This window comes from Bradyrhizobium sp. NAS80.1 (assembly GCF_001908205.1).
Taxonomy (GTDB): domain Bacteria; phylum Pseudomonadota; class Alphaproteobacteria; order Rhizobiales; family Xanthobacteraceae; genus Bradyrhizobium.
The window spans coordinates 1-17,093 of record NZ_LGHL01000250.1; the positions used below are offsets into that span (position 1 = coordinate 1).

At 65.0% G+C, this 17,093-nt stretch carries 16 protein-coding genes and 2 pseudogenes; 10 read left to right on the top strand and 8 right to left on the bottom strand.

Annotation, left to right across the window (positions count from 1 at the left end):
- The 8 genes and pseudogenes from AC629_RS40000 to AC629_RS40035 all read left to right on the top strand — a co-directional run.
- On the top strand, positions 1 to 368 hold a 368-nt coding region (locus AC629_RS40000; protein ID WP_143199815.1), incomplete at its 5' end, for a LytTR family DNA-binding domain-containing protein.
- 363 nt (positions 369 to 731) lie between these two features.
- Entirely contained in the window at positions 732 to 1,595 is an 864-nt protein-coding gene (locus tag AC629_RS40005) for an FAD binding domain-containing protein (protein WP_084810189.1), read from the top strand.
- A 12-nt stretch (positions 1,596 to 1,607) separates the two neighbouring features.
- Positions 1,608 to 2,108, top strand: coding sequence for a (2Fe-2S)-binding protein (locus tag AC629_RS40010; RefSeq protein ID WP_074121017.1), 501 nt, complete (start codon positions 1,608 to 1,610; stop codon positions 2,106 to 2,108).
- The gene (locus AC629_RS40015) at positions 2,105 to 4,525 is read left to right on the top strand and encodes an aerobic carbon-monoxide dehydrogenase large subunit (protein ID WP_084810177.1); all 2,421 of its coding nucleotides are present in this window, start codon (positions 2,105 to 2,107) and stop codon (positions 4,523 to 4,525) included. Before AC629_RS40010 ends, AC629_RS40015 begins: the two co-directional genes overlap by 4 nt.
- Positions 4,526 to 4,646: 121 nt before the next feature.
- Positions 4,647 to 5,513: an AAA family ATPase gene (locus tag AC629_RS40020; protein WP_084810178.1), complete on the top strand. Its 867-nt coding sequence runs from the start codon at positions 4,647 to 4,649 to the stop codon at positions 5,511 to 5,513.
- Positions 5,510 to 6,719, top strand: a pseudogene (locus AC629_RS40025) (vWA domain-containing protein). The gene AC629_RS40020 and the pseudogene AC629_RS40025 overlap by 4 nt, the downstream one beginning before the upstream one ends.
- Before the next feature lie 10 nt (positions 6,720 to 6,729).
- Entirely contained in the window at positions 6,730 to 7,569 is an 840-nt protein-coding gene (locus AC629_RS40030; protein WP_084810179.1) for an XdhC family protein, read from the top strand.
- 10 nt (positions 7,570 to 7,579) lie between these two features.
- Complete coding sequence (locus tag AC629_RS40035; protein ID WP_084810180.1) at positions 7,580 to 8,038, top strand: SRPBCC family protein; 459 nt, start codon at positions 7,580 to 7,582, stop codon at positions 8,036 to 8,038.
- 116 nt (positions 8,039 to 8,154) lie between these two features.
- Here AC629_RS40035 and AC629_RS40040 read toward each other — a convergent pair whose 3' ends face one another.
- The 8 genes and pseudogenes from AC629_RS40040 to AC629_RS40075 form a co-directional block, all read right to left on the bottom strand.
- Entirely contained in the window at positions 8,155 to 9,189 is a 1,035-nt protein-coding gene (locus AC629_RS40040; RefSeq protein ID WP_084810181.1) for a D-alanine--D-alanine ligase family protein, read from the bottom strand.
- Positions 9,186 to 10,214 (bottom strand): putative zinc-binding metallopeptidase, encoded by a 1,029-nt coding sequence (locus tag AC629_RS40045; RefSeq protein ID WP_084810182.1) that lies wholly within the window; start codon positions 10,212 to 10,214, stop codon positions 9,186 to 9,188. The genes AC629_RS40040 and AC629_RS40045 overlap by 4 nt, the downstream gene beginning before the upstream one ends.
- Positions 10,215 to 10,353: 139 nt before the next feature.
- Positions 10,354 to 11,308: pseudogene (locus AC629_RS40050) on the bottom strand (ribose-phosphate pyrophosphokinase).
- A gap of 204 nt (positions 11,309 to 11,512) precedes the next feature.
- Entirely contained in the window at positions 11,513 to 12,139 is a 627-nt protein-coding gene (locus AC629_RS40055; protein ID WP_084810183.1) for a hypothetical protein, read from the bottom strand.
- A 123-nt stretch (positions 12,140 to 12,262) separates the two neighbouring features.
- Positions 12,263 to 13,030 (bottom strand): peptidoglycan editing factor PgeF, encoded by a 768-nt coding sequence (gene pgeF, locus AC629_RS40060; RefSeq protein WP_084810184.1) that lies wholly within the window; start codon positions 13,028 to 13,030, stop codon positions 12,263 to 12,265.
- Positions 13,027 to 14,145, bottom strand: a complete 1,119-nt coding sequence (locus AC629_RS40065; protein WP_084810185.1) for a class I SAM-dependent methyltransferase — start codon at positions 14,143 to 14,145, stop codon at positions 13,027 to 13,029. Before AC629_RS40065 ends, pgeF begins: the two co-directional genes overlap by 4 nt.
- 20 nt (positions 14,146 to 14,165) lie before the next feature.
- Positions 14,166 to 15,011, bottom strand: a complete 846-nt coding sequence (lgt, locus tag AC629_RS40070; protein WP_084810186.1) for a prolipoprotein diacylglyceryl transferase — start codon at positions 15,009 to 15,011, stop codon at positions 14,166 to 14,168.
- Between the two features lie 13 nt (positions 15,012 to 15,024).
- Positions 15,025 to 15,756 (bottom strand): dienelactone hydrolase family protein, encoded by a 732-nt coding sequence (locus tag AC629_RS40075; RefSeq protein ID WP_084810190.1) that lies wholly within the window; start codon positions 15,754 to 15,756, stop codon positions 15,025 to 15,027.
- Between the two features lie 167 nt (positions 15,757 to 15,923).
- On the opposite strand from AC629_RS40075, the gene AC629_RS40080 reads away from it, so the two are divergent.
- Together AC629_RS40080 and AC629_RS40085 are read left to right on the top strand one after the other, a co-directional pair.
- The gene (locus tag AC629_RS40080) at positions 15,924 to 16,175 is read left to right on the top strand and encodes an accessory factor UbiK family protein (RefSeq protein ID WP_084810187.1); all 252 of its coding nucleotides are present in this window, start codon (positions 15,924 to 15,926) and stop codon (positions 16,173 to 16,175) included.
- Between the two features lie 266 nt (positions 16,176 to 16,441).
- The coding region (locus AC629_RS40085) for a 50S ribosomal protein L25/general stress protein Ctc (protein ID WP_084810188.1) at positions 16,442 to 17,093 on the top strand (652 nt) is incomplete at its 3' end.

Genomic DNA, 17,093 nt, shown 5'->3' on the forward strand with positions numbered 1-17,093 from the left:
CCAGCCCGCCCCGCGCGCCGGCGCCGCGCCTGCCGGTCGAAGGCCTCGACGGCATGTACTTCATCGAAACGGCCAACGTGCGCAGCGTTCGCGCCGATGCGCACTACACCCGCGTCCATGACGGTACGCGCGAGCGGATGTGCCCATGGTCGATCTCTGAGGCCGAGGCACAGCTCGATCCCTCCCTGTTCCTGCGGGTGCATCGCAGCCATATCGTCGCGATCCCCCACGTCGCGCTGGTCAGGAAAGAGGGCGACGGCGCCGTGCTGGAGCTCGACGGTCCGTCGCCGCACAGAGTCCCGGTCAGCCGGGCCAAGATCGCCGAGGTGAAGGCACGGTTGGGGCTGGCGAACCGGCGGCACGCGTAGAGTCATAGAGGCAAGCTCTCTCACTCCCTCTCCCCGCCCTTCGCGGGGAGAGGGTGGGGTGAGGGGCCTCTCTCCACACGCGGGATCGTCGAGAGACCCGCATCCCCTCACCCGGATTGCGCCGGATGATGCTTCGCATCACCGGGGCAATCCGACCTCTCCCCGCAAGCGGGGAGAGGTGAAGAGACCGCAGGCGTGAGAGGCGAAGGGTCTCTGCCCCTGTCGCAATTCGTGCGCTCCCACCCGCAATTCGTGCAAAAAGCCTCCCTTTGTGCCCGAATGATTGCGGCTTGCCCCGCTCGGAGAGACCGTCCCGCCAACGTCCGCGCCCTCAAGCGCCAAGGACGATTGTGGGAGGAAATGATGATCCCGGGCTCATTCAGCTATCACCGGCCGGCGAGTGTCGCCGATGCCGTCAAACTTTTGTCAGACCTCGGTGACGACGCGCGGCCGCTGGCCGGCGGGCACAGCCTGGTGCCGATGATGAAGCTCCGGCTCGCGACCCCCGCCCATCTGGTCGACCTCCACGGCATCGCCGCCCTGAAGGGCATTCGCCGCGACGGCAACAATCTCGTCATCGGTGCGATGACCACCCAGCATGAGCTGCTGGCCTCCGACGACATCGCCCAGTCCGTGCCGATCCTGCACGAGGCGGTGCTGCTGATCGCCGATCCGCAGGTGCGCTACCGCGGCACGATCGGCGGCAACGTCGCCAATGGCGATCCCGGCAACGACATGCCGGCGCTGATGATGACGCTGGGTGCGACCTATCGCCTCGAAGGCGCTGGCGGCGCGCGCGATGTGGCGGCTGCCGATTTCTATCAGGGAGCCTATTTCACCGCGCTCGAGCCCGGCGAGATTCTCACCTCCGTCTCGGTCCCCGTGCCCGCGGTCGGCCACGGCTACGCCTACGAAAAGCTCAAGCGCAAGGTTGGCGATTACGCCACCGCGGCGGCGGCCGTCGTCCTCACCCTGTCCGGCGGCAAGGTCGCGACCTGTTCGATCGGGCTCACCAACGTCCACGAGACGCCGCTGCTCGCCACCGACGCCGCCAAGGCGGTGATCGGCACCAGCCTCGATGCTGCGACATTGAAGAAGGCGGCAGCCGCTGCCGAAGCGATCATGGCGCCGGCCGCGGATGCCCGCGGTCCGGTCGAATACCGCAAACACGTCGGCGGCATCATGGTGACGCGCGCGCTGCAACGCGCCGCCGCCAAGGCGAAATAAGGGGAGGGATCAATGGCGAAAACACACGTAACCATGAAGGTGAACGGCGCCGAGGTCGAAGGCCTCGTCGAGCCGCGCACGCTGCTGGTGCACTTCATCCGCGAGAATTTGCAGATGACCGGCACCCATATTGGCTGCGAGACCACCCATTGCGGCGCTTGCACCGTCGATATCGACGGCATGTCGGTGAAGTCCTGCACGATGTTCGCGGTGCAGGCGCAGGGAAGCGACATCACGACGATCGAAGGCATGGCCAATGCCGACGGGACGCTGTCCGCGCTGCAGGAAGGTTTCCGCATGATGCACGGACTGCAATGCGGGTTCTGCACGCCCGGCATGATCATGCGCGCACATCGGTTGCTCAAGGAAAACCCCTCGCCGAGCGAGCAAGAGATCCGGATGGGCATCTCCGGCAACATCTGCCGCTGCACCGGTTACCAGAACATCGTCAAAGCCATTCAATACGCCGCCGCCAAGATCAATGGCGTGGAATTCAAGGAGGCCGCAGAATGAATGACCTCACTCCCACGCGGGAACAACGCAGCGCCGCGCTCGAAGGCATGGGCTGCAAGCGCAAGCGTGTCGAAGACATCCGCTTCACCCAAGGCAAGGGCAACTATGTCGACGACGTCAAGCTGCCTGGCATGCTGCACGGCGACTTCGTCCGCTCGCCGCATCCGCATGCGCGCGTCAAGAAGATCGATGACAGCGAGGCGCTGAAGGTCCCCGGCGTGCTCGCCGTCATCACCGCCGAGACGCTGAAGACCGTCAATCTCGCCTGGATGCCGACGCTCGCCGGCGACGTGCAGATGGTTCTGGCCGACGGCAAGGTTCTGTTTCAGAACCAGGAGGTCGCCTTCGTCGTCGCCACCGACCGCTATGCGGCCGATGACGGCATCAACAAGGTGATCGTCGAATACGAGCCGCTGCCGCCGCTGGTCGATCCCTTCAAGTCGATGGACGCCGACGCACCGGTATTGCGCGAAGACCTCGTCGGCAAGACCACGGGCGCGCACGGCCCCCGCAAGCACCACAACCACATTTTCGAGTGGACCGTGGGCGACAAGGAACTGACCGACGCAGCCTTCAAGAAGGCTGAGGTGACGATCAAGGAGATGATCTCCTATCACCGTACCCATCCGTCGCCGCTGGAGACCTGCCAGTGCGTGTGCTCCTTCGACAAGATCAAGGGCGAGCTGACGATCTACGGCACGTTCCAGGCCCCGCATGTGATCCGCACCGTGGTGTCGCTGATCGCAAAGCTGCCGGAGCAGAAGATCCACGTCATCGCGCCAGACATCGGCGGCGGCTTCGGCAACAAGGTCGGCGCCTACCCCGGCTACATCTGCGCGGCCGTCGCCTCCATCGTCACAGGTAAGCCGGTGAAATGGGTCGAGGACCGCATCGAGAACCTCACCGCGACCTCGTTCGCGCGCGACTACCACATGACCACCGAGATCGCCGCGACCAAGGACGGCAAGGTCACGGGCCTGCGCGTCCACGTGCTCGCCGATCACGGCGCGTTCGACGCCTGCGCCGACCCGTCGAAATGGCCGGCCGGCTTCTTCAACATCGTCACCGGCTCCTACGACTTCCCGACCGCCCATCTGGCGGTGGACGGCGTCTATACCAACAAGGCGCCTGGTGGCGTCGCCTACCGTTGCTCGTTCCGCGTCACCGAGGCCGCCTACTGCATCGAGCGCGCCATGGATATCCTGGCGCAGAAGCTCAACATGGACCCGGCTGAGCTGCGGCTGAAGAACTTCATCAAGCCGGAGCAGTTTCCGTATCACTCGGCCCTGGGCTGGGAATACGATTCCGGCGACTACCACACCGCCATGCGCAAGATGATGGAGACCACCGGTTACGCCGCGCTCCGCAAGGAGCAGGCAGAGAAGCGCGCCGCCTTCAAGCGCGGCGAGACCCGCGAGATCATGGGCCTCGGCGTCTCCTTCTTCACCGAGATCGTCGGCGCCGGTCCGTCGAAGAATTGCGACATCCTCGGGATTGCGATGTTCGACTCCTGCGAGATCCGCTTGCACCCGACCGGTGCCGGCATCGCGCGCATGGGCACCAAGAGCCAGGGCCAGGGCCACGAGACCACCTGGGCCCAGATCATCGCGACCGAGATCGGCATTCCCGCTGACAACATCATGGTGGAGGAAGGCAACACCGACACCGCGCCCTATGGGCTCGGCACCTACGGCTCGCGCTCCACGCCGGTGGCGGGCGCCGCGATCGCGATGGCTGCGCGAAAGATCAAGGCCAAGGCGCAGATGATCGCGGCCTACAAGCTCGAGGTCCACGAGGATGATCTCGAATTCGACATCGACGGCTTCCGGGTGAAGGGCCTGCCGGAGAAGTTCATGTCGATGAAGGATATCTGCTGGGCGGCGTACAACTCCGTGCCGCCGGGCATGGAACCCGGATTAGAGGCGGTGAGTTATTACGATCCGCCGAACATGACCTATCCGTTCGGCGCCTATCTTTGCGTGATGGACATCGACGTCGATACCGGCGTGTACAAGGTGCGGCGCTTCTACGCGCTCGACGATTGCGGCACCCGCATCAACCCGATGATCATCGAAGGCCAGGTGCATGGCGGCCTCACCGAAGCCTTCGCGATCGCGATGGGCCAGGAGATCCGCTACGACGAGGTCGGCAACGTCGTCACCGGCTCGTTCATGGACTTCTTCATGCCGACCGCGGTGGAGACGCCGCATTGGGAGACCGACTTCACCGTCACCCCGTCGCCGCATCACCCGATCGGCGCCAAGGGCGTCGGCGAAAGCCCGAATGTCGGCGGCGTGCCGGCCTTCTCCAACGCCGTCAACGACGCGTTCTCGTTCTTGGGCGCGACGCACATCCAGATGCCGCACGATTTCTGGCGCAACTGGAAAGCGGCGAAGGATCTGGGAGCGGTGGCGTAATTTGACCGTCAATGCCCATGTCGTCATTGCGAGGAGCGAAGCGACGAAGCAATCCAGACTGCTTCCGCGGGAACATTTCTGGATTGCTTCGCTTCGCTCGCAATGATGGAGGAATACGGAGATGAAAGGCCGAAACGAAATCGCGCAAGCGCTGGCCGCATCGGGCTATATCGCCGATACGGATCTGGCGACCGCGATCTCGCTGATGCAGCTCCTGCGGCGTCCGCTGCTGCTCGAAGGCGAAGCGGGCGTCGGCAAGACAGAGGTGGCGAAGGCGCTCGCCAATGTGCACGCGACCGAGCTGATCCGCCTGCAATGCTACGAGGGGCTCGACCAGTCCTCCGCGCTCTACGAATGGAACTACCAGCGCCAGCTGCTGTCGATCCAGGCGCATCGCGGGGCCGACAGCATCGAGGATCGGCTGTTCTCGGAAAAATACCTGCTGGAGCGGCCCCTGCTCGCCGCAATCCGCCGCGCGCGGGCGCCGGTGCTGCTGATCGACGAGATCGACCGCGCCGACGATGAGTTCGAGGCGTTTCTGCTCGAGCTGTTGTCCGATTTCCAGGTCTCGATCCCCGAGCTCGGCACCATTCCCGCCGTCACCATCCCGCATGTCGTGCTAACTTCGAACGGCACTCGCGAGCTTTCCGATGCGCTGCGCCGGCGCTGCCTCTATCATTATGTCGACTATCCCGACGTCGACCGCGAGACGCGCATCATCCTGGCGCGCGTTGCCGGCGCGAGCCCGTCGCTGTCGCTCCAGATCGCGCGTATGGTCGAGGGCGTGCGCAAGGAGGAGCTGCGGAAAGTTCCGGGCGTGGCGGAGACGCTGGACTGGGCGGCGGCGTTAGTCGGTCTCGACATAAGCGATCTCCACGACGCGCCCGAAACCGTGCACGACACGTTGATTTGTCTGTTGAAGACCCATGAGGACCGCGCCCGCGTCACGCCGGAGGTGACCCAGCGCCTTTTGGGAAAGGTCGCATGAGCTGCTGCGGCTCCAGTCCCGGTTATGACGATCTCGACGAGGTCTCCCGCCTCGTGTCCGCGAGGCTTGCCGCCTTCCTGCGCACGCTGCGCGATGCCGGCTTTCGCGTCGGATTGGCTGAGGGGCAGGACGCGGCGACGCTGATGTCGGCGGGCTATGCGGCGCGGCCGGGTCTCCTGCGCGCGGCGTTCAAGCATCTGTTCTCGGCGCGCAAGTCCGACTGGGACAAGTTCGATGGGCTGTTCGATGCATTCTGGCTGGGAAAACGCGTGCGCTCGCGCTCCCGCACCATCGGCTCGACCCCGGGAACCAACAATCCGTCCTTGAAGAGCCTGCAGGACATGACCGCGGAGCAGGGCGGCGGCCAGTCGGTTGCCGATCAGCTTCCGTCCTCGGACGATGCGCCGGAAGGCCGCTCCGGCGAGGGCCGCATGGAGGGGGGCCTCGCGCGCAGACAATCTCGCCGAGGTCGATTTCAGAAGGCTCAGTGACCCCGACCAGATCGCGCAGGCGCACGACGCAGCGGCGCAACTGGCGCGGGTGATGCGTACGCGGCTAACCCGGCGCGATCTTGCACGCCGGCGCGGCTACCGGCTCGACCTCAGGCGCACCATCCATCGCAACATCAGCCATGGCGGCGTACCGATCACCCTCGTGAAACGGCAGCGCAAGGACAAGCCGCTACGGCTCATCGTGCTGCTCGATGCCTCCGGCTCGATGAGCATGTACACCGCCGTATTCCTGCGCTTCATCCACGGCGTGCTCGACCAGTTCCGCGAGGCCGAGGCGTTCCTGTTCCACACGCGCCTCGCCTACGTGTCCGACGCGATGAAGGAGAAGGACGCCGGCCGCGCGCTCGACCGGCTCTCGATCATGGCGCAGGGCGCAGGCGGCGGCACGCAGATCGGCGAAAGCCTGCAAACCTTCAACCGCTGGCATGCCGCGCGCGTGATCCATTCGCGCAGTTGCGTAATGATCGTCTCCGACGGCTACGAGACCGGCGATGCCGCGCTGCTCGGGCGGGAGATGGCCGCGTTGTCGCGGCGCTGCCGGCGCATCGTCTGGCTCAATCCGATGATGGCCTGGGAAGGCTACACGCCCGAGGCGAGGGGTATCAAGGCGGCGCTGCCGCATGTCGATCTCTATGCGCCGGCGAATTCGCTGAGCAGCCTGCGCGCGCTCGAACCCTATCTTGCGAAGCTCTGAGGAGGCACCGATGAGCGCTCATGTCGAAGTGCTGGATCTCGTGGCGCAGATGAAGGCGGCCGAACGCGCTTTCGTGCTCGCGACCGTCGTTCGTACCGTGTCGGTGACAGCCGCGAAGGCCGGCGCCAAGGCGATCATCGCGGCCGACGGCACCATCGTGGCGGGGTGGATCGGTGGCGGCTGCGCGAAGGGCGCTGTGCTGAAGGCCGCGCGCGAGGCGCTTGCCGATGGTGAGCCGCGCATGGTGTCTGTGCGGCCGGAGAACCTGCTGGCCGAGCTCGGTGTCAGCGCCGGCGAGAGCCGCGAGGGCATCCGCTTTGCCAGCAACATGTGTCCGAGCAAGGGCACCATGGACATCTTCGTCGAGCCGGTGCTGCCGCATCCCTCGCTGGTCATTCTCGGCGCAAGCCCGGTGGCGCTGTCGCTCGCGGCGCAGGCGCGCACGCTCGGCTATCACGTCACCCTGGCCGCGCCTTCTGCCGACCTCACGGCGCAGCCGGATGCCGACGCGATCATCGATGGCTACCAGCTTGGCGAGCTCAACGATGCCAAGCGCTTTGTCGTGGTCTCGACGCAAGGCAAGGGGGACGAGGCCGCCTTGCGCACGGCGATTGCGACCAGGGCCGACTATCACGCCTTCGTCGGCAGTCGCCGCAAGATGGCCTCGCTGCGCGCCAAGCTGATCGCGGAAGGCGCGAGTAGCGCTGCGATCGACGGCGTCAAGGCGCCGGCCGGGCTCGATCTCGGCGCCATCACGCCCGAGGAAATCGCGATGTCGATCCTCGCCGAGATCACCCGGGAACGAAGGCGCGGCCAGCGCGCCGCCAATCAGACAGCAAGCAGAGAGTGAGAAGCCGACCATGCAGATGAACGACAGCCAGCGTATCCCCGCGTCGCGCGAGCAGGTGTGGGCGGCGCTGAACGACCCCGCTGTACTGAAGCAGTGCATCCCCGGCTGCCAATCGCTCGAGGTAACCGCTCCGAACGAGATGACCGCTACGGTGGTCTTCAAGGTCGGCCCGGTGAAGGCAACTTTCAGCGGCAAGGTGACCCTGTCCGACCTCGATCCGCCCAACAGCTATCGCATTTCAGGCGAGGGCTCCGGCGGCGTCGCCGGCTTTGCCAAGGGCGGCGCGCTCGTGCGGCTGGAATCCGAGAGCGCCGATGTCACGGTGCTGCACTACGAGGTCGACGCGCAGATCGGCGGCAAGCTCGCCCAGCTCGGCGCGCGGCTGATCAACTCGACCGCGACAAAGCTCGCCGGAGAGTTCTTCAAGTCGTTTGCCGAGGTGGTCGGTGCGAAGGCGGAGGCAGGCTAGCTGCCGTAGGGTGGGCGAAGCGAAGCGCGCCCACCGCCTTCATCGAAATAAAAGTGGTGGGCACAGCGCTTCGCGCCTTTGCCCACCCTACGAGCGCCGTTACGCCCATCCTGTCATCACCCCAGGGATACGCCTGCCTTGGCACGGCTTATTCCGAGGGTCAGGATGCGATGCAGGAGATCCGGATATTTGAGCCCGTCATGTTGAGCTGCAGTAGCGAACTCCTGGCTCTTCGCGATTTCAGGATTGGGGTTTGCTTCGATGAAATACGGCGTGCCGTCGGCAGCGAGACGAAAGTCGATGCGCGCATATCCATCCAGGCCGAGCGCCCGGTAGATGCGTTTCGCAGCGCGCTGGATGCGAGCAGTGACTTCGGGCGCGAGGTCCTTGGCGGGCCCGTCGACAATTCCGACGCGCTCCTGATAATCGGTGTCGTGCTTGGCTTTTTCGGTCGCGATGTGCCGTGACCTGCGCCCGCCCATGCTGCCGAACTTCAACTCCCAAACCGGCAGAACACGCAGCCGATTGTTGCCGAGCACGCCGACATAAAGCTCTCGCCCTTCGATGAATTGCTCGGCGATGGCGGCGGATTCGACCCGGTCGTGGATGAAGGCGACCCGCTCCGCCAGCTTCTCGTCGGTATCGACGATCGATGCCTGCGAGATGCCAAAGGATCCATCCATGTTCAGGCTCTTGACGATCAGCGGCAGCGCAAGATGTGCTGGCCGCTTGACCTTGCGCCGCATCGGGAAAACCGCGAAGGCCGGCACCGCGATCCGGCGATGATGCACCAGCGTCTTGGACAGGTCCTTGCCGCGCGCCAGGATCAGGCCGCGTGGATTGCACCCGGTGTACGGGACCTTCATCAGCTCGAGATAGCTTGCGATGTGCTGGTCATATGCAACGCTGTAGTGGAACTCCTCCAGCAACGTGAAAACCACGTGCGGCTTGAAGCTCTCGATCTCGTCGCGCACCGGCTTGATTTCCTCCTGCGCGCCGAGTGGACGAACCTCATGGCCGGCCGCGCGCAAGGTACTCACCACGTCGTATTCTGTTTTCCACGCGTTGATTTCCTGCGCGGTGTATCCCTCGCTTGAGTCCGGAGGCATGAAATCCGGATGCATGAGAACCAGAATGCGCAGACGTCTCATAGCGCGATCCATTTGCGCCGAGACGGGCCAAACAGCGCGTGCATCGTCTTGGCGGTCACGAGGACGGTGAAATCGAGGACGAGCTTCTGTTCGGGGCCGACTGCGCGCAGGTCGAGCTCGCGGCAGCGGGAGATCATGTCGTCAAGCACGGCGTCGAGCGTAAGTTGGTTCTCGCCCGTCCACCGCGCGACCAGTTGCCTGATCTGGGCGCGGTGCCGCCTGATCAGGACCGAAGCCGGCATTGACCGTCGGTGGCGTGGATCGGCGGAAAAGAGCCTGGAGAGGTCGCGGTCGTAGGTCTTTGGTGGCGTGAAGGCGTAGAACTCCTGCTTCTTCTTGTAGTGATCTTCGAGTGTTTGGTTGAGGACACGCAGCGGATCGACACGCTCCCGCTTCGTGATCAGTGGTCGCTTGCCCGCAATCTCGCTCATCAGCTCGTCGACATATTCGAGCTTCTTCAGCGCCGGCCAACCGGCATATCGCGTCCGCCAGTTCGAACGCGGCCGCAGCCACACGGCGAAGGTTTCGGCGAAGTCTTCGTCAGGATGGCTCTGCGCATACCAGAGCCGGAGATGCTGGACGTAACGCCTGCTCGCCGGATTGGGCCGGTAGTAGCGCGGGTAGTGTTTCGACGACGGGCCGAAGAGCTGCTGCCAGCGCCGGCGGCGCTGCAGCTGGTAGCCGTGCTGCAAGGCATGGCCCGCCTCGTGACGGAGGATGGCCATGCACTCGCGCCAGGTTCCGCCCTCGACGTCGAACATCATCTTCTTCTCGAGCTTCATCAGGCGGGGATGGGCGAGATAGAAGGGGATCGCGATGCCGGGCACGTCTCCCGGGCTAAACCATTCGCTTGAGATCCATGCGTGTGGCCGCAGCCGGATGCCCCGCTCTTCGAGCTCCTCGTGGAGAGTGCCGACACAATCCTCGAGCCAGGTGCCCTCGACCGTAACCCTCAGGCTAGAGAGGCGTTGCTTGAGCAACTGCTCGTCCGACAGCTTTTCCCAAGCAAATTTCCGGCGTGGCATCGGGCATCCAGAAGGCAGAGATGACTAGTTGTCTGGATGATGTCATGGGCGGCGGCCGGCAACAATGGCGCTTTGCGTCGTGAGGGGCGGCAGGGGCGCGCACTCCCTCGCCCCGCTTGCGGGGAGAGGCGAAGAAAAATCAGTCGAACAGGCTCGACACCGACTCTTCCGCAGCGGTGCGCGCGATCGCGTCGGAGATCAGGCTGGCGATCGGCAGCGTGCGGATGTTCGGCGCCTTGGTCACCGCATCCGTCGGCAGGATCGAGTCGGTGATCACGAGCTCTTTCAGCCTCGAGCCAGCGATGCGGGCGGCCGCGCCGCCGGAGAGAACGCCGTGGGTGATGTAGGCGTAGACGTCCTTGGCACCCTTGGCGATCAGTGCGTCGGCCGCGTTCACCAGCGTGCCGCCGGAGTCCACGATATCGTCGACCAGGATACAGGTGTAGCCGGCGACGTCGCCGATCACATTCATGACCTCGGACTCGCCGGGACGCTCGCGGCGCTTGTCGACGATCGCGAGCGGGGGTGTTGATGCGCTTGGCAAGGCCGCGCGCGCGGGCCACGCCGCCGACGTCGGGCGAGATCACCATCACCTTGGAGAGGTCGAACTTGTCCTTGATGTCGCGCACCATCAGCGGCGCTGCGTAGAGATTGTCGGTCGGGATGTCGAAGAAGCCCTGGATCTGGCCTGCGTGCAGGTCGAGCGTCATGACGCGATCGACACCGGCCTGCGTGATCAAATTGGCGACGAGCTTGGCCGAGATCGGCGTGCGCGAGCCCGACTTACGGTCCTGCCGGGCGTAGCCGAAATAGGGCAGCACCGCTGTGATGCGGCGCGCCGAGGAGCGGCGCAGCGCATCGGTGATGATCAGGAGTTCCATCAGATGGTCGTTCGCCGGGAACGAGGTCGACTGGATGATGAAGGCGTCCGAGCCGCGGACGTTCTCCTGGATCTCGACGAAGATCTCCATGTCGGCGAAGCGCCGCACCACCGCTTTGGTCAGCGGCAGGTCGAGGCCTTGCGCGATGGCCTGTGCGAGAGCCGGATTGGAGTTGCCGGCGACAAGCTTGATGGAGCCGTTCTTGGCCGACATGGACGCTTCCTCCCGCGCTTTGCTGGATACGACCTTTAACATCTCAGATACCCACTGGAAGCACGGTTACGACGGGCGAGCAAATATCAGGCCGAAGGCCGCAATGGCAACCCGGGATGCTACGTTTTCCCTTCGAAAATCCTGAGTCGGGCCAACAGCTTGGCCAGGAGTCCTGGACTACTTGGGGTCGTAGTTTAGCGCTGGTTATCGCTCGGCGTAGCCGAGCGCTGTGGCCGGCATATCCGGCCCGGGGGCTTCCGGGACCACGCTTGCCACCGCCGGTCCGCGCAGGCCGGGAACGGCGCCCGGGGCCTCCGGCGTTCCGTTGATCATGTTGGAAAGTCCGCTGAATCCGGCCTGGGCGATCTTCCGCAGCACCAGGTCGTCGGCGGCGGCCCAAGGATCCCGCGCCGCATCGCGGCCGCCCTTGGCGGCGGTCGGTTCCTCGCCCGACAGGCGCAGCGCCCGCTGCTGGTTGGCGTCGTAGACGTCCCAGACCCAGGCGATCACGGTCTTGCCGCGCACGACCTGGGCTGAGAGGTAGCTGCGCACGCGATAGGCGGCTGTCCCTTCGCGGGAGACCACGGACAGGCTGCGCAGCTTGGATTCGCTGTCGAGCACGCCGACCATGCGGTCGAACACCTGCGGCGGCGGCCCGTCGATCGATTCGAAGGCCACCGTCGCTCCCGAGCCGGCGCTCGGCGCCATCGCATAGGAGTTCGCGGCACCACCCCCCACCGGCGCAGCGGCGAGCGCGGTCGCTGCAGCCAGCAGCATGACCGCCAGCACGCGCGAGCCCGCGCGGCCCAAGATGGATGACGCTTCCCTCATTATGGAGGGCAGCGATATCGTTAAAATCGATTAAGGTCTAGGGCAGAGGCGCCACAGACCCTGGGCACTATGGGCTTGATGTTCGTGCATCCGCCCCGGAATGACACGACGTTGCCTGTGTGTTCACGCTTCCAGTGCGATCGCGTGAATGTGCCGGCCGTAATCCGGTTCTTTCCGATGCACTGAACGCCGGTAGCTGAAGAAGCGCTCGTCGGCGTAGGTGTCGAGACCGAGGTCGTCGATCATCAGGATGCCGGCGGCTTCCAGCCGTTTCCGGATGAAGCCGGCGAGGTCGAACATCGCATGGCCTTCGCGCACCGACGGGATGAAGAACACGGCATTCTCTGCGTCGGCCTCGATGAAGCGCGCCACGAACTCGTTGCCGACCTCGTAGCTATCCTGGCGGATCAAAGGGCCGATCGCGGCGATGATGCCGCCGCGCGTGGCGCCGAGCTTCTCCATCGCCGAGATCGTGGACTCCAGCACGCCGGTCAGCGCGCCCTTCCAGCCGGCATGCGCGCCGCCGATCACGCGCGCGTTGGGATCGACGAACAGCACCGGCCCGCAATCGGCGGTGGAGACGCCGAGTGCGATGCCGGGCGTCCTGGTCACGAGTGCATCGCCCTTCGGCCGCGGCGCGCTCGGCCACGGCGTTTCGGCGACGAGCACGTCGGGCGAATGGATCTGGTGCAGGCTGAGGAAGCGTTCCGGCGCGACGCCGACATGTTCGGCCATACGGCGGCGGTTCTCCGCGACATGGGTGGGATCGTCATTGGAGCCGAGCCCGCCGTTCAGCGCGGAATAGATGCCGCTGGAGACCCCGCCCTCGCGGGTGAAGAAGGCATGGCGCAGGCCGGGCACGGCCGACAGCAGCGACGAAGCCAGCGTCATGATCCGCCTCCGGTGTGTTCGAGATCGCTGAGGCCGGCGATGCCGGTCAGCCGCGGCTCCGAGATGCCGAGCACCTTGAACATCGAGCCCATGCCGCTGCGCCCCGTCTCGGTCAGGCGCTTGAGCGCGACGGAAATGTCGGTGGCAACCTCCGTCGTCGCCTTCTGCATCAGCGCGGCCGCGCGGGTGTCGATGCCGACGCGCTTGAGGAAATCGCCCTGCGTCACCGGGCCGTGCACGCGCGCGCCGACATCCTCGGCCGCGCGCGCCAATGCCTGGAAGTCGACATGGGCGGTGACGTCGGCCTGGCCCGGCGCCTTCAGCGGGTCGGTGAAGCTGTGACGTGCGATCGCCTGGAAGGTGTCGCCGGCATCGCTGCGCAAGTGGCCGTAGTCGATGATCAGCGCCGCACCGTCCTGGTCGCGCACGCGCGTCGCGAGCTTCATGATCTCGCCGTCGGGGCGCCATTCGAACACGGCGCCGACGGGCGCTGCGCGCACCAAGGGCGGCACCAGCACGTCGAAGCGCGCCGTCGGCTCGGCAGCCGCGCCGAACACCAGTCTGCCGTTGGCGTCGAGATCGATCACGCGCTCGTGCCAGCCGTTCTCCAGCCTGATCATCTGGTGGATCGGCAGCACGTCGAAATATTCGTTGGCGAGGATGATGCTCGGGCCTTCGGGCACATCGTCGATGCTGTCATGCCAGGCGATGTCGCGCACGCCGGACAGCGTCGCATTCTGCCGCTCGCGCAGGACGGGATTGACCTCGACCAGGTGGATCTGGAGCGCCTGGTAGAGCGGCGGCAGCACGCGCAGGGCGCGCAGCGCATCCGCCATCATGGTGCCGCGGCCGGGGCCGAGCTCGATCAGGCGCAGGAACTGCGGCGAGCCCATCTGCTTCCACACCGAGGCGGTCCACAGTCCGAGCAGCTCGCCGAACATCTGGCTGACCTCGGGCGCGGTGGTGAAGTCGCCCTCACGCCCGAGCGGATCGCGCGAGACGTAATAGCCATAGCGCGGATGCATCAGGCACAGTTCCATGTACCGCCAGACCGGCATGGGGCCTGAGGATTTGATCAGTACCTTGATCTCGTTGAGTAGCGGCGAGTCGGTCACGGCCTATCTTCTCGAAGGAATTAACTGCTAGCCCCTGCGGGCTTCGGCGCACCGCGCCTGACTGCCCATACAATAAGTATGCCGCCGACAATAAGCATCGGGATCGACAACAGCATGCCCATGGTTAATCCGCCCCAGAGGAAACCGAGCTGAACGTCCGGCTCGCGGAAATGTTCGCCGGCGATGCGGGTCAGGCCATAGATCAGGATGAAGCTGCCGAGGATCATGCCCGGCCGCTTCAGGGCGCCGAAGCGGATCATGATCGCGAGCACAGTGAACAGCAGGATGCCTTCCATGCCGGCCTCATAAAGCTGGCTCGGGTGGCGCGGCAGGTGCGTTGGGTCGTTGGGGAAGATCATGGCCCAGGGCAGGCTGGGGTCTGTGGCGCGGCCCCACAATTCGCCATTGATAAAATTGGCGATGCGCCCGAGCAGCAGTCCGATCGGGGCGACTGCGGTGGTGATGTCACCGAGCGACAGGAACGAGATGCTGTTGCGATAAGCAAACCACATCACCGCGACGACACAGCCGAGGAAGCCGCCATGGAAAGACATGCCGCCCTCCCACAATTTGAAGATCGCGGCGGGATGCTCGATGAAGAAGGGCAAATTGTAGAACAGCACGTAGCCGGTACGGCCGCCGAGGATGATGCCGAGCGTGACCCACAGGATGAAGTCGTCGATCTGCACCAGCGAAATCGGCGCGGGTCCGCTCCACAGCCGCTCGTTCTTCAGGAGCGAGCGCGCATAGAGCCAGCCGAACACGATGCCGCAGATATAGGCCAGCGCATACCAGCGGATCGCGAACGGACCGATCTCGATCGCGATCGGTTTGAAGGCGGGAAAGTCGATGAGCAGAAAGGGCATTGCGCCTTCTATGCTAGACGAGATTGCGGCGATAGAGCGCCAGCAGCCGCTCCCAATGCCGCTCGGCGGCGTCGCGATCATAGACCGGGCGCTTGGGGAAGGCGAAGCCATGATGCGTGCCGGGATAGATCTCGACCTCGGCTTTCGCACCGCTCATGCCCTGCTTGACCCTCTCGATGATCTCGGTCGGCGTGTAGATGTCGGTCTCGGCGCAGGCGAAATAGAGCTCGGCCCTGGTCTTGCTGGCCGCGAGATGCGGGCTGTCGTCCTGGTCGGTTGCGAGCTGCGTTCCGTAAATCGAGGCGGCGGCTTTGACGCGATCGGGGAAATGCGTGGCGGCGTTGACGGCGTAGCGACCGCTCATGCAGTAGCCGACGGTGCCGACGATCTCAGTGTTCGCAGCCGCCTGGCCCTCGGCATAGGTGAGCAGCGCCCTTGTGTCGTCCATGATCATGGGAATCGTGAGCGAGCCCATGAGCTGGAACATGCGCTTGCGCTCCGGCGCGTTCGGATCGGCCGGCATCGCGCCGAGCTCCATCACGCCGGAGCGGTAATAGAGGTTCGGCAGCATCACGTAATAGCCCGATGTCGCGAGCCGGCGCGCCATGTCGCGCAGCTCTTCGCGGATCGCCGGCGCATCCATGTAGAACAGGATGACCGGAAACGGCCCGCCGCGCTCGGGATGGGTGATGAAGGTGGCGGTGTGGCCGTCCTTGGTCGGGATCGCGATCTGCTGGTCGATCATCTCGTGCGCCTTGTGCTTCTTGTTATGCAGGGACGTTAAATACGATTGCAAGGAAACCGGGGCGTGACAAGGATGCCTCCGCTCGGCCCTTGAACAGGCCCCTTCGGATTGCCATTGTGTTTCGGAGAGTTCACGACAAAGTTTGTCGGAGCCGCCAGGAGACCGAAATGACCCAGACCAGCAACCGGTTTTTCGACGAGATCGGCCGCCTGATGAACGACGCCGCCGGTGCCGCCCAGGGCGTCAAGCGCGAGTTCGACACGGTGATGCGGACCCAGTTGGAAAAATTCCTGCGCGACATGGATCTGGTCAAGCGCGAGGAGTTCGAGGCGGTCAAGGACATGGCGCGCCTCGCCCGCGAGGAGAACGAGGCGCTAAAGGCGCGTATCGCGGCACTGGAAGCGAAGCTCGGCGGGTAACGCCGGCGTGAAGATCTGCGGGGGGCGCCCCGCTCGTCATGGCCGGGCTTGACCCGGCCATCCATCCTCTTCGAAAGGCTGTTTTAGGTGATGGATGCCCGGGTCAAGCCCGGGCATGACATGAGCCATTCTCCTTGTCATTTCCGCATCTTCCGGGTAAAAGCCCGCCACGTTCGCGGCCCCCGCACCCCTGGAGGCTTGCTGCGAGCTGCACCATGGGCCGCGCTGCGGCCCATTAACTTTTGCAAAAACAAGGACTTATGACTATGGCGACGACCGTCAAGGAATTGAAGGCGACCGCACGTCCGAAGAGCGGCAAGGGGGCCGCCCGGGCTGAGCGTCGCGCCGGGAGAGTGCCCGGAGTGATCTATGGCAACAACCAGCCCCCGCTCCCGATCTCGGTTGACGATCGTGAACTGCGCCAGCGCATCCTCGCCGGCCGGTTCCTGACCACGCTGGTCGACATCGACCTCGAGGGCAAGAAGCACCGCGTGATTCCGCGCGACTACCACCTCGATCCGGTCAAGGATTTCCCGATCCATGTCGATTTCATGCGGCTCGGCGAAGGCGCCACCATCCGCATCAGCGTTCCGCTGCACGTGGTGAAGTCGGAATCGTCGCCAGGCGTGAAGCGCGGCGGCACCGTCAACATCGTTGCCCACGCGATCGACCTCGAATGCGGTGTCGAGAGCATCCCGCAGTACATCGAGGTCGATGTCGGCGCGCTCGAGATCGGTCACTCGCTGCATCTGTCGGACGTCAAGCTGCCGTCCGGCGTGAAGGCGATGACGCGCGAGGACGCAACCCTCGTCACCATCGTGCCGCCGTCCGGCTACGCCGAAGAGCAGAAGGCGGCGGCTGCGGCTGCTGCTGGTGGTGCGGCTCCGGGCGCTGCGGCTGCTCCGGCGGCTGGCGCGG